The 12506-nt window shown below is 37.9% G+C and carries 11 protein-coding genes and 2 pseudogenes; 6 read left to right on the top strand and 7 right to left on the bottom strand.

All coding sequences use genetic code 11. The features are described from left to right. Window positions 1–123 precede the first annotated feature (123 nt). Window positions 124–2244, top strand: coding sequence for a TonB-dependent receptor (locus FTU00_RS08425; protein ID WP_180179516.1), 2121 nt, complete (start codon window positions 124–126; stop codon window positions 2242–2244). A 301-nt stretch (window positions 2245–2545) separates the two neighbouring features. Here FTU00_RS08425 and FTU00_RS08420 read toward each other — a convergent pair. Beyond that, window positions 2546–2934: pseudogene (locus tag FTU00_RS08420) on the bottom strand (tautomerase family protein). Between the two features lie 183 nt (window positions 2935–3117). On the opposite strand from FTU00_RS08420, the pseudogene FTU00_RS15580 reads away from it, so the two are divergent. After that, window positions 3118–3408, top strand: a pseudogene (locus FTU00_RS15580) (hypothetical protein). A 202-nt stretch (window positions 3409–3610) separates the two neighbouring features. On the opposite strand, the gene FTU00_RS08415 reads toward FTU00_RS15580, so the two are convergent. The 4 genes from FTU00_RS08415 to FTU00_RS08400 form a co-directional block, all read right to left on the bottom strand. Next, window positions 3611–4054 carry a BLUF domain-containing protein gene (locus FTU00_RS08415; protein WP_180179515.1) on the bottom strand — a complete coding sequence of 148 codons (444 nt, stop codon included), beginning with the start codon at window positions 4052–4054 and terminating at the stop codon, window positions 3611–3613. Window positions 4055–4265: 211 nt separating this feature from the next. Next, window positions 4266–5276 (bottom strand): HlyD family secretion protein, encoded by a 1011-nt coding sequence (locus tag FTU00_RS08410; RefSeq protein WP_180179514.1) that lies wholly within the window; start codon window positions 5274–5276, stop codon window positions 4266–4268. Window positions 5277–5310: 34 nt separating this feature from the next. Continuing rightward, entirely contained in the window at window positions 5311–5511 is a 201-nt protein-coding gene (locus tag FTU00_RS08405; protein WP_179993019.1) for a DUF1656 domain-containing protein, read from the bottom strand. A 3-nt stretch (window positions 5512–5514) separates the two neighbouring features. Continuing rightward, the gene (locus tag FTU00_RS08400) at window positions 5515–7590 is read right to left on the bottom strand and encodes an FUSC family protein (protein WP_180179513.1); all 2076 of its coding nucleotides are present in this window, start codon (window positions 7588–7590) and stop codon (window positions 5515–5517) included. Between the two features lie 425 nt (window positions 7591–8015). On the opposite strand from FTU00_RS08400, the gene FTU00_RS08395 reads away from it, so the two are divergent. Next, window positions 8016–8810 carry an IclR family transcriptional regulator gene (locus tag FTU00_RS08395; RefSeq protein WP_180179512.1) on the top strand — a complete coding sequence of 265 codons (795 nt, stop codon included), beginning with the start codon at window positions 8016–8018 and terminating at the stop codon, window positions 8808–8810. A gap of 347 nt (window positions 8811–9157) precedes the next feature. On the opposite strand, the gene FTU00_RS08390 is transcribed toward FTU00_RS08395, so the two are convergent. Then, window positions 9158–10087 (bottom strand): LysR family transcriptional regulator, encoded by a 930-nt coding sequence (locus FTU00_RS08390; protein WP_180179511.1) that lies wholly within the window; start codon window positions 10085–10087, stop codon window positions 9158–9160. A gap of 134 nt (window positions 10088–10221) precedes the next feature. Here FTU00_RS08390 and FTU00_RS08385 point away from each other — a divergent pair, with 134 nt between their 5' ends. The 3 genes from FTU00_RS08385 to FTU00_RS08375 all read left to right on the top strand — a co-directional run bounded on the left by FTU00_RS08385 (window position 10222) and on the right by FTU00_RS08375 (window position 11946). Continuing rightward, a complete protein-coding gene (locus FTU00_RS08385) occupies window positions 10222–10650 on the top strand; it encodes a DMT family transporter (protein ID WP_034170896.1) in 429 nt (142 codons plus the stop codon). 12 nt (window positions 10651–10662) lie between these two features. Further along, window positions 10663–11127: a DMT family transporter gene (locus tag FTU00_RS08380; protein WP_180179510.1), complete on the top strand. Its 465-nt coding sequence runs from the start codon at window positions 10663–10665 to the stop codon at window positions 11125–11127. Window positions 11128–11247: 120 nt separating this feature from the next. Beyond that, window positions 11248–11946 carry a DUF1826 domain-containing protein gene (locus FTU00_RS08375; protein ID WP_180179509.1) on the top strand — a complete coding sequence of 233 codons (699 nt, stop codon included), beginning with the start codon at window positions 11248–11250 and terminating at the stop codon, window positions 11944–11946. A gap of 65 nt (window positions 11947–12011) precedes the next feature. Here the strand turns inward: FTU00_RS08375 and FTU00_RS08370 are convergent, their stop codons facing one another. Then, the gene (locus FTU00_RS08370; RefSeq protein ID WP_159123555.1) at window positions 12012–12506 is read right to left on the bottom strand and encodes a flavin reductase; all 495 of its coding nucleotides are present in this window, start codon (window positions 12504–12506) and stop codon (window positions 12012–12014) included.

Below are 12506 nucleotides of genomic sequence, written 5' to 3'. Positions count from 1 at the left end.
GCTTTCCTGCAAGTATTCAGTTTGATCTTATGCAGATGCTGAGTCTTTAAAATTAATAAGACACTTTTAAAACGTTTGAACTCCCATGGCATGAGTGAATGCCAGATATCAGGAATATTAGCTATGCACCTTCATACCACGCGGTTGCCGATGAAATCGACTTTATCCTGTCTGATTGCTTGTATCAGTCAAGGAATTTATGCGGAAGAACCGGTTACAGAGGTACAGCGACTGGCTCCCATTGTGGTTGAAGCAACCCGTACAGATCGTGCCATTCTGGAAACACCGGCATCTACCTATTATCTGAATCAGGAACAACAGAATAGCCTGAATGTAAATCTGTCTGAAACCTTAAAAGGTGTACCAGGTTTACAGCTGAATAACCGCGAAAATTATGCTCAGGATTTACAGATATCAATGCGGGGCTTCGGTGCACGTTCGACTTTCGGTGTGCGAGGAGTACGTTTATATGTAGACGGTATTCCTGCGACTATGCCGGATGGGCAGGGGCAAACCTCGAATATTGACCTGAATAGTCTGGATCATATTGAAGTGCTGAGTGGGCCATTTTCTTCGCTATATGGTAATTCTTCTGGCGGAACCATCCTGACACAAAGCCGTGAAGGGCAGGGACCTGATTCAGTCACTTTGGGATATTCGGGTGGCAGTCAGAATAAAGGCCAAACGAACCTGGTGCTACAAGGTGGTTCAGAAAATGCTTCTGAACCAAGCTATATCATCAGTTCATCTTATTTTGATACGGATGGTTTCCGTGATCATAGTGGTGCACATAAAGTACTGAACAATGCCAAGCTGACTTGGGATCTGGACGATGGCTCTAAAATTAACTGGGTCAATAACTATGTCAAAATTGCAGCAGATGATCCAGGTGGTTTAACTCGAGATCAATGGAAGGCTAATCCTAAACAAGCAGTAAAAGGTGTCTTAGATTACAACGCTCGCAAGGAAATTGAGCAAATACAGACAGGAGTAACTTGGAATAAACCAATTAATGATTTAAATGAAGTTTATGCAATGTTCTATGCTGGGCAACGTTCTGTAACTCAATATCAATCAACTCCAAAAGCAAATCAAGAACCTGCTAATCATGCAGGTGGTGTCATTGATTTTGATCGTAATTTCTATGGAACAGATATACGTTGGACAGGTAAAGAAATCTTACCGAATTTAAAACTCATTGTTGGGGTGGCAATTGATGCAATGACAGAAGATCGTAAGGGATATAACAACTATATTGGTGAAAATACGTTTGGAGTTAAAGGTGATTTACGTCGTGATGAAGACAATACGCTTTGGAATGCAGATCCTTATATTCAAGCATCCTATAACTTTACGCCAGATTGGACTTTAGATGCTGGTTTGCGTTATAGCAATGTACATTTTAAATCTGAAGATCATTACCTAAGTAATGGCGATAATTCAGGTAAAACGACTTATGAGCAAGTACTGCCTTCATTTGCAGTAAGTTGGAAAATTCTTACTGAATTAATCACTTATGCAAGCTATGCACAAGGTTTTGAAACACCAACATTTACCGAAATGGCTTATCCAGCAGATGGAAGTACACGAAAATTTGACTTAAAGGCATCAGAAAGTGAAACCTATGAAATTGGGACGAAATCTGATACTTCATTTGGACAATTTACCGCTGCAGCCTTTTATACAACAACTGAAAATGACATTGTCTCTGCTGGAAGTGATAATGGACGTTCAACCTTCCGTAATGCAGATAAAACCCTAAGAAAAGGATTAGAGCTATCTTGGAGTAAAGACCTGTGGCGTAATCTGGCAGCACAAGCCAGCTATAGCTATATTGATGCAAAATTTGATGCAAATATTCCCGCTGAGGGGGCTGTAGCTGCAGTTCCAAAAGATAACTATATTCCCGGCATTGCTAAGAATCAGGCTTTCTTAAGCTTGGGTTGGAAACCTGAAAATGGTTTAAGTGCAGGTATAGATGTTCGTTATAGTGATAAGATTTATGTAAATGATGTGAATTCAGACTTTGCACCCAGCTATACAGTTACTGCAGCAAATATAGGATATAGCTGGACAGTGAATGATTGGGCTTTTAATACTTTTACACGTATAGATAACTTATTTGATAAAAACTATTCAGGCTCAGTTATTGTGAATGATATGACCAAACCAATAGGCCGTTACTTTGAACCAGCAGAAGGTCGTAACTGGAGTGCCGGGTTAAGCGTGACAAAAGAGTTTTAATTTAAATGTGACTTAAGCTTTCTTAATTTATTCAAGATTCATGTTCACATGTGAATGTCCGCCAAGATCAGCAATAAGTGCGAATCTAAGGCGGACATTTTTACTTTGGAGAAACCGGACATTTCTATTTTGGAGTTACATGATTCATTTCGTATAATGTATATTATGTTAAATAAGATATTATGCATATAGCCTATTTCTGTATGTAGCACCCACCAATTAGTTAATATGTCTTTTTCATCCTAGTCGTGTTAAACGTAGATATTAAGATTAGTCTTAAGGTTTTCTTTATATGAATCAACTAAGTATTTACCTCATAACCTAGATGAAGCTCATCCGTAATTTTTGCTCGAATACCCCGGTTTTCTTTAAAAGTTTCAAATATGATTATTTCAATATCATTAGATTTAATCCCAAATAAATGACTTATATTTTTAAATAAAGCACAATCAAATACTTTTTTGGTCTCTTTTGTTCTTCCTTCAAATATTGAAATCTCGATAATGATATAAAGTCTAGATCGATCCTTTGGGTAAATAAAATTTTCAGACTCTAAAGGTATAAATCGTTGAAAAATTTTTTCTCGGGATAAATTAGTTCTTTAACTAAAGCTTGATGAATAGCTTTACTCAGTTCTAGTCTATGTAGTTCGATTGTTTCATTTAAAGCATAAATTTTTATTTGAGACATTGTTTTCTACGCTCTTATAATTACAGTTTTAATTATAGTTAGTGCTTTAATCTGGCTAGCGTTGTAGTACAGCATCATTCATAAAAAGTTCAATTATTTATACAAAACAACTAAATGCTGCCCTGTCTAAATTGATAAAATTCTGGTCCTCTATAAAAAACTTGAAGATTGATAAGGACTAAAGTGAACAGACAACATGATTTACCTGAACTAAGTAAATATAGTGAGCTAAGTAGTTATTAACAAGTTTCTATTCATCAAATGCTTATCTCTTACGTACGCTCAGATCACTTTTATAATATTATCTTGACTCACAATGTTGAACCCTATGACTTGGTTAAGCTTATAAGTATTAGTTTTGAGAATAGAGACGCAGCTATCTGGGTTCATTTTGAAACAATAACTGCTGAAAGACTAACTATGCCTCTGGATTTTATTTCACGAATAGAAATATGTAATCAGGAAATATTTTAAATACTGAGAATTGAAGTGCTGGAATTTATTTAAGTTGCCTCGGAATTTTAAATCTATTAGAAATAGAGATGGTTAACCATCTCTATTATTTTAAACTGAAAATTTAATTATTCTATAAATTTCAATAACTTAAAATTATAAATATAACATGTAATATAGCAATTTCTTTAAATTAACATATCACATGCTACATCTAATCTGATTAGGCCATCACCTGGGCTTTGTATAAATCATCTTCGTGCTGTCTGAGTAATTCTATAAAAGCAGGAATAGTGTCTGGATCCAGGAGATAAGGATTAAATCCATCATGATGATTCTTGATAAAGAACTCAATGAGATCATTATGGACATTGGCATACTTCATGTACCAACTGGAGAAAAGATATGAGTCGATTAGTTCATAAGAGAGAATTTCACAGTTCTTATGGCGTGGATCTTTGACTATTCGATTGTAGAAAAGGTCTTTTACACTTTCTTCAGTGCCTTCCAAACACTGGACAAAATAATTATTTCCGAAATAGAGTGCGCCAAAGATTTTGTGTAACTCATTAAATTCTAAGGCTTCTGTTAAAATATTATAAAGTTCAGAAGTAGAGTATTTCTCATCTTTGAACTTACTTACATATAAAAGCCTTACGTCATTCATAATAAAAAATTCCTCCTGTTTAAAAAAAGTTCATATGAAAATATAAAAATTTGAACGAATGGTCAATTAAAATGTAATGACAAGGTAATTTAATGGTCAAATTACATACTTCTTATTATTACCTTTTTTATATAGCTGTTTGATCTTTTTAAATCAGGATTCATAACAAGGTTCTCTTTTCGTAAAGAACCTTGTGTTATTGAATTACAGGTCAGTTTTTTCCTTGCTTTTCTATATGCACTGTTGCTGTTCGCCCTGCAACGAAGGCAAGTTCATTCTTTGGTAATTCATCCAGAATAATCTTAACAGGGACACGTTGTGCTAAACGTACCCAACTAAAGGTTGGATTCACATTCGCTAAAAGACCTGAACCGGCAGTACGTTCGCGATCTTCAATCCCCGAGGCAATACCTTGCACATGGCCCTTAAGTTTTTGCGAATCACCCATCAGCTGAATGGTGGCAGGTGCTCCCACATAAATTTTATCCAGTTTCGTTTCTTCAAAATAACCCACTACATAGAGCTGTTTGCGATCTAGTAATGCTGCAACCGCTTGGCCAACTTTGACATAGTTCCCTTCTTTTAATTCAAAATTTGATAATGTGCCATTTGCCGGAGCAACAACTTCTGAACGATGTAAATTAAGTTGCGCGAGATTGAGGTTATTTTCAGCGACTTGTATTAATGCCTTTTGCTGTTCGATATTCGCTTTGGCCTGTTCGATTGCAGCTAAGGACTGCTCATGCTCGGCATGTGATTCATCTCGTGCAGCAAAAATCTGATCCTGTTCCTGTTTTGAAATAGCACCATCCATTAAACTTGAATAACGGCTCGCATTCTTGTCTGCCAGATGAATACTCGCTTGGGATTTCACGACATTGGCTTTAGCATTCGCCAGTTCAGCCTCAGCTTGCGCTAAACCTGCTTTTGCTTTCGCAAGATCCGCACGAGCTTCTTGAACATCTAGTTCTTGACGTTCAACATCAATTTTAAATAATGGCTGCCCTTTCTTGATGGTCTGGTTATCTTGCACCAGTACTTCTGTGACCAGGCCTGAAATATCTGATGACACCTGAATAACATCACCACGTACACGCCCGTCCCTCGTCCATGGCTCAGAATTATAATAATTCCAGATATGTCGAATCACTAAAATGGCGAGAACAGCCACTACCGTCAAAAGTACAGGTCGCAAATATTTGCGTAAATTGACAGATGTCATATACGGTTTTCCTCAATCATTTTAATATCAGGCCTCATAGTAATAAGCCTGCCCAATGGACGGCGCCCAGCAAAAGTACGTAAATGCATAAGTAGAAGATATTTGGCATGATGATCCAGTCATTCGCGACTAGTTTGTCCAGCCATTTCATCAAGATTCTAAGCAGAACATAGGCAATCACAGCTTGAATCAATAAAATTGGCACATACACACCATAGATATTCAGCTCTCCCATGTATTAATCTCCTGCGCCTGCATATCTTGGCGGTGTCTTGATATGACATAAACTGCTACGAATATTGTTGAGTGAAATATGCAGCCGTTCTACAACATCTGTATGTTCCTGCATGATGAGATCTGCTTCTAGAGCCTGTATTTTGTTGATTAACTGTGTGAAGGCAGCATCATAATTTTGTCCAATTTCTTTGGCACGGAAATACTCATCCAGCTGTATTTGAAGATCTTCGAGTTGCTGGGTCAAAAGCTGCTGTTCAGGTAACTTGAGTATGAGTTCCTGTAACCGTGCCAGATCCACTACGGCGCTGGATTCAATGAGTGCCTGATTGATTTTATTTTTCAGATCTTCAGATTCTACTGCTTTAGTATTTAATACCCCGATGCGGTCAATCATCGTACGTAAATGAATACGGAACCGTACCCCATAAGGAATATACAGTGCCTGACGAATGGCTCGGTTATGAATGGCCAAAATGCGCTCTACGGTTATATCTGGAGACATTGCACGGATCATATGGATAATAAATACAGCGATGATTGGCCCAATCACTGTACCAATCGCTGCATCGAAGAAAGAAATTTGATCCAGGGTATAACGGTTCTGAAAATTCAGTCCCATGATCGTACCCATCAACAACGGCAAACCAATTCCAACCAAGGGTGGATGCAAAAAAAGCATCAGGCAATATATGCAGAATGGTGCAAGTACAAGCGCTAACTGCCAGAATTCTATAATATTTGGAAAAATTCCATAGGCATATATGAAGATTACGATCGAAGCATATAAGCTACTGCGAATAAACAGCTTCAATGCAGGCACCGGATTATCCAGCGCCGTTAAGATACATGCACTGATCGCAGCCATTTCAGCCAGCATAAATCCAGCTTTCCAGCCGCTTAAGATCCAAAAGGCAGTAGCAATAAAAACTGTGAGGCATGCAGAAACCCCGCCCCGCACTGCTACGCCATGATCACGATGTAAAGTTGGATAGTTTGTAGTAAGTGGAACAATCATTTCAGGCAGTGAAGTATCCCCCTGTTGGATTCGCTGCCAGATCAACTTAATTGCATGGATATTCTGAATGAAATGGCGGATATCCATTTTCAAGCTTTTCAATATCACAATTTGACCATCTTTTGAATGTTCAAAAATTTTCAGGAAATCTGTTTCAAAATCAGCAGGAAGCTGATTCAGTTCAGACTCTTTTAATAGATGTTCATCTGTTAGATATGTATTAATTTTAGAATGTAAATCTGCTAATGACTGGCGATATTCTGTATCAATGAAGTCTAACTGTTGCATGCGTTCAGACATTGCCACCAAATTACTCACCAGCATTGTGATCTGGTTCAGCATTTCCTGCAGTGGTTTGGTCATTCCCTGTAGAGCTGATTTTTCATAGCTTAAATGCACAGCCATGACATGAATATCTGCAATATCTGCAGCCAATTGGCTTAAAGCTTTTGTATAGTTCTGGTCTTGACGTGGTTCTAATAGAATTTTATTAAAAATCTGCTGAGTATCCGCTAAGGTTTTACTGACACGACTTTTCACTGCGGGGCCAATATGCATTGGAAATATGGTCGTCGTCACAATCGCGCTGCAAACGACGCCAATAGTAATTTCCAGAAAGCGTCCTACCGCCATATCAAATAATGAAGCAGTATCAATAAAGTAAATGATATTAAAGCAGATGATGACTGTCGTATATCCAGCCAGCATCAGTATATAACTGCGCGGTGTACGATCAAGCAGAGAGAAATATAAGCAAAGACCAACCCAACAGGATAAAAACAGCGTAAACAACCACGGGGTATTGATTAGCCAAGGAGTAACTGCAACTGCCACAATTGCGCCTAATAAAGTACCTAGTACACGATAGATACTTTTTGAAGCGGTCATTCCCGTATAAGGATTGGCAATAACGAAAACTGTGCCAATAGCCCAAATCGGATAAGCAAGATCTAAACTCAACGCAACGTAGAGCGCCAAAATACCAGCCACAAACGTTTTAGTCGCAAAAATCCAGTCCATTTTATTTGGACGAAATGCGAGTAAAGATTTTATAAGCAGCATGGTTTCTCTCTAAGAGCTTATTTTATTTTCTAAAGCAAATAACCTGCCCACCAAGCCCAAAGAACTCAGTGACAAAATTTTTACTTGTTGAAAGTCTATAAAATTAGAATATTCAGCTGATTAAACTGAAACTGGTTGATGAAAATATAAAAAGCAAAAGATAATGCTTTGCTTAATTATTCATCATTGGATATTTGTGTAAGTAATTTTTTCAAATAAACGCTTTATTGTCAATAAAAATATCTCTATATGAGAATAAGTATGATTTTTTATCATTGCATAGGCCGTTAAGCTGAATATTTATCTCTTTTCTTCCTATATCCTCATGATTCGAGAATTTTAGGTAAATAGTTGCCTCTACTACCCTCTTTTAAGCTAAAGTGAGTCATCACCTTTTTCAATAGTCAGCACTTCAGGTTTTTTTTATGGCGCAAGCAAGTTTTGGAAAAATTCTTACGGTTCTCGATCTATTTTCATTATCACGTTCAGTGATTAATGTAGATATCATCAGTGAAGAATTAAACCTCTCCAAACCTACCAGTTATCGCTATTTAAAAGAATTGGTATCGGCTGAATTATTACAGCGAATCAGTGGCACATCCGGTGACTATACGCTGGGTTCGAAAATTGCTGTTCTGGATTATATTTCAAGAAAAACTGATCCTTTGGTTCAGATCAGCATTCCCTTTATGCAGGAAATCGTCGAACGGACTGAGTTCTCTTGTATATTGACTCATCTCAATTATGATTCTTGTATCGACTTACATGACGAAGTCTTTAAAAATGCACATCTGCTTTCATTCGGACGCGGTTGTCCACGTCCTGTCTATGTGGGTTCATCTTCAAAAGTCATCATGGCACATTTACCGAAACAAGCGTTGCTTGACTATTACCAACGTTATGCAGATGCATTTGCAGAAGTAGGATTTGTGCAGAATGAAACCGCTTTTCTGGAACAAATGAGAAAGATCAAAAAACAGGGGTATTATTATTCTAGTGGTGAACTTGATCCTCAAGTTGCAGGTTTGTCTGTCCCAGTTAAATTCTCTCTTAAAGAACCGCCCTTAGCGCTTACTTTATTAGCCTCAAAAAATAGATTTGATTTTGTAAATCTGGAAAAATTAGTACAAATTCTTCAGGAGAAAGCACAGATTATTGAAAAGAAGCTCCTCCACCATCCTGAAAGCACAAGTGACATTCGTAATAATTTAACCAAATAAAATTTAAATTATGTTTGAAAAACTATTCATATTCTCATAATATGATTATCAGTCTTTAAGCCATAGCATTCTTACTGAATTAAATGGCGAGAAGATTCCTCAGAGGTAAAAAAGCCTATTTCGAATGAGATAGGCTTTTTTATTTTAATTTTAGATTTATAGCAATAATGCAGATACATTTAAGGAAAGTTAAGAATTTTGCAATTGCAATGTGTAGATAAAATCTAAAAACGTATAAATTCATCCATTTTATGCTTTTAATCTTAGCTCTGCTTTAGAACCCTTCTTGATCGAAAAAAGATAACTAAGAAATCAATTAAGCTTTCTCTAATTAGATCATAAAAATTTTATAATTTAAGAATATTATCCCAGTACGGCGGATCTCCAATTTCTTTTAAAATGAAATCAAGCACAGTTCTGACTTTTTGTGAACGAATTCTGTTTTCGGGAGAAACCAGATGAATCCCTATAGAATAAGGCTCTACTGTACTGATCCAGTCAGGAAGGAGTTGAACCAGTTTATGTGTTTTGAAATAGTCTTCCGTAAAAATCCAGGTTGGAAATAAGACAATCCCCCGTCCTTCCAATGCCGCATCTACCAGGACTTCTGCATTATTGCTTCTTAAAGGTCCTTGTGGCTCAATTAAAATCGGAGTGTCATGCTCCTGTTGACGGAAATACCAGCGTTGGCTGCCTGAAACGCCCTTATACACCAGACATTGATGATTCTGAATCTCGTGTGGGGAATGTGGAGTTCCATACTTTCCAAGATATGCAGGGCTCGCACACAGCACATATTGTTGATCACAGACCTTGCGTGCAATTAATGCTGAATCTTGTAATGAGCCAATCCTTATCGCAATGTCTACGCCTTCTTGTACAGGATCAATAAAAGTATCCGTCAAGATTAGCTCGACTGAAAGATCTGGATAGCTATCATGCAATTTATTCACTATACGCGATATATGTAGCCTTCCCAGCGCAACCGCTGTATTAATACGAATTAACCCTCTGATCGCATTTTTACCAGAAATTTCTTCATTGGCTAGATCTAGCGTATCAAGCACTTCCTTAATTTGCACAAAGTACTTTTCTCCTATGTCAGTCAGCCGGACAGAGCGTGTATTACGATAAAAAAGTTGTTGCCCAATTTCCTGTTCAAGTTTGGAAATAAAACGAGATACTGAGGAAGATGGAACCTGAAAATGCTTTGCCGTAGCTGAAAAACTGCCTGTCGTTGCCACCATCACAAAATAGCGTAATGCATTGAGTTGCATACTTGATCTATCCCTGAATTTAATTCAATCATTTTATTATTGTCATAATAGCAATTATGTTTTGAAAAATTGCGGAATTGTAGCTTTTAAATAAGAGAATATAATTCGTTGCTTTCTTCCTTTGGAAAGCATATATGAAACAGTTGTGGATTTTCCCATTAGTCGTTCTTGCAGGTATGGGGTTATCTGTTGAAGCGGGTTTACTGGGTCCACTCGGGGAAGAAATTGGGCATTTCTGGGCGACCTTGGGAATTTTCGCGATCGGATCACTGCTCTTAACCTTGGGGTTGATCTTCAGCCGTCCAAAGCTTTCTCTCATGTTCAAGCAGCCACGGTGGCAACTGACTGGCGGTATATTAGGCCCTATATATGTGGTTGCTTTAACTGTAGCGACACCTCATATTGGTGTTGGCCTGACCATGGTGGGGATCCTGTTTGGCCAGGTTGCGACCAGTCTTATTATTGATCACTGGGGTTTGTTAGGTAGCCATAAACGGGCTGTAGATAAATATCGTATTGGCGCGCTGGTGGCTATTTTAGCTGCATTATGGCTTATTCAATAAGGAAGCTTCTCCATGATTTATATAATGTTATTAGTCGTTATTTTTGGCGGAGCAGTTTTATGTGCTCAATCTTCAATTAATGGTCGTTTGGGTGCTAAAGTAGGTGTATTAGAAAGTTCTTGGCTGACATTTGTCTTAGGTGCTCTAGTCAGTTTTCTAATCGCTTTCTTTCTTGAACCCAACCATGCATTGAATTTATTCACAGCCCCAAGATGGCAATTAACAGGTGCATTTTTTGGCGTGGCCTATATGCTTACGATTGTATTTGCTATGCCTAGACTGGGCGCTGCTGCCACCACTGTCGCCGTCATTAGTGGCCAGTTATTAATGAGTCTGCTCATCGATCATTTTGGATGGTTGAATAATCCGGTGATTCATTTAGATGGATCCAGACTAGCAGCAATTGTCCTATTAGCTGTTGCACTATTTTTTATCTATAAAAGTAATATTGCAGCCAAAGCACAAGCTGAAAATTAAGATACTGTGAAAGGAAAGAGATTTTAGGTTTTAAAATCTCTTTTTTTATGAGCTCATAAAGTTATTTTGAGGAATCTAAGGGTAATATTAGGCATAGTTCATAAGTCATTTCACTTAAGCATGCATAATCAATTTTCAGGCAATAATCAAATTCGTGTAGTCTCAAACTTTTCAGAACTCGTTAATTCGGATTTTAAGGGTGCGATGAATGCGATTTGCTGGTCTAGAAATTTAGCGGGTGATTTTGCCGAGATCGTGAATAAGCTTCATTTACAGGAAAATATGACTGAAGTTTCAATTGATGATCTTATGAAACTCCAGCTGTCAGAAAGCGGTCATCTGGCAAGAAAGATTATCTTAGAAGATATACAGCTACTGACTGACTACGGCGCTTCCCCTTCACTCAATCTGCTCAAATGCTATGAACGGGATAATGAGCTCGATTTCATTACTACAGATGTCTATTCATTCCATGTCGATCGCTCTCCGATTGAAACAGATACTTTCTTATGTACCTATCATGGTGCTGCAAGCGATATCTTGCCTAATGATCAGGTGGAACAAAAGATTCTGATTCCAGAAATCAGGGCAAAGCTGAAAGAATTATATGATGGCCCAGAAGCCGGATTTGAAGGTTTTCTGGAAGAGTATTTCTTTGATCTGCATTATCAACCTAAGCCTAATGCAAAACCTGTAAATTTAGGTCAGGGACATCTTTGGCGATTGGCAGTCGATCATCCAGCCCAAAGAGCCCTACCTTGTGTACATCGGGCTCCGCTTGAAAATGAGGGTGAATATCGATTGCTTTTGATTTGTTAAATTCGATACAAATCTTAAAAATGAGAAAATCCACATTATCTTATTGTCATTTTTCTCATTTTCATTCAAGCAAATTCTAACTGTCCAACCGAATGGTAAGTACGATTAAAATACACCAGGCTCTGATCTTGTTCGCTCCGTTGAATCGCAACCACTCGACACATAAAGATACTATGTGTCCCTACTTGCTGGATATTCTCGATTTCACAGTCAAAACTCACTAATGCATCGCCTAGTACAGGTGAGCCTGTTTTTAGTATTGTCCAAGAACCTAATTGAAATCTTCGTTCAGAACTGAATTTGCTGGATGCGAATGCATTAGAAATCTGTTCGTGCTGTGGACCTAAGACGTTCACTGACAAAATTTTGTTCTCAATAAAATGCACATGTGAACGAGATGACTGATTCATACAGACCAGCAATGTCGGTGGTGTATCAGTCACGCTGCATACTGCAGATGCCGTAAAACCATGCATTCCTGTCTCACCCGAGGTTGTAATGACATTCACTGCTGTGGTGAGTAAGGACATGGCATTTCTAAAGTCAGTCGCTTCAATCAT

Origin of the sequence: Acinetobacter sp. YH12041, from assembly GCF_013419975.1 — a bacterium.
Taxonomy (GTDB): Bacteria; Pseudomonadota; Gammaproteobacteria; order Pseudomonadales; family Moraxellaceae; genus Acinetobacter.
This window is presented reverse-complemented; position numbering and strand designations above follow the sequence as displayed.

What these genes read in the sequence shown, in the direction of transcription:
- FTU00_RS08405 (WP_179993019.1), bottom strand. Translation starts at nt 5,511, where the DNA reads ATGGGAGAGCTGAATATCTATGGTGTGTATGTGCCAATTTTATTGATT.
- FTU00_RS08385 (WP_034170896.1), top strand. Translation starts at nt 10,222, where the DNA reads ATGAAACAGTTGTGGATTTTCCCATTAGTCGTTCTTGCAGGTATGGGG.
- FTU00_RS08390 (WP_180179511.1), bottom strand. Translation starts at nt 10,087, where the DNA reads ATGCAACTCAATGCATTACGCTATTTTGTGATGGTGGCAACGACAGGC.
- FTU00_RS08415 (WP_180179515.1), bottom strand. Translation starts at nt 4,054, where the DNA reads ATGAATGACGTAAGGCTTTTATATGTAAGTAAGTTCAAAGATGAGAAA.
- FTU00_RS08395 (WP_180179512.1), top strand. Translation starts at nt 8,016, where the DNA reads ATGGCGCAAGCAAGTTTTGGAAAAATTCTTACGGTTCTCGATCTATTT.
- FTU00_RS08370 (WP_159123555.1), bottom strand. Translation starts at nt 12,506, where the DNA reads ATGATTGAAGCGACTGACTTTAGAAATGCCATGTCCTTACTCACCACA.
- FTU00_RS08380 (WP_180179510.1), top strand. Translation starts at nt 10,663, where the DNA reads ATGATTTATATAATGTTATTAGTCGTTATTTTTGGCGGAGCAGTTTTA.
- FTU00_RS08410 (WP_180179514.1), bottom strand. Translation starts at nt 5,276, where the DNA reads ATGACATCTGTCAATTTACGCAAATATTTGCGACCTGTACTTTTGACG.
- FTU00_RS08400 (WP_180179513.1), bottom strand. Translation starts at nt 7,590, where the DNA reads ATGCTGCTTATAAAATCTTTACTCGCATTTCGTCCAAATAAAATGGAC.
- FTU00_RS08425 (WP_180179516.1), top strand. Translation starts at nt 124, where the DNA reads ATGCACCTTCATACCACGCGGTTGCCGATGAAATCGACTTTATCCTGT.
- FTU00_RS08375 (WP_180179509.1), top strand. Translation starts at nt 11,248, where the DNA reads ATGCATAATCAATTTTCAGGCAATAATCAAATTCGTGTAGTCTCAAAC.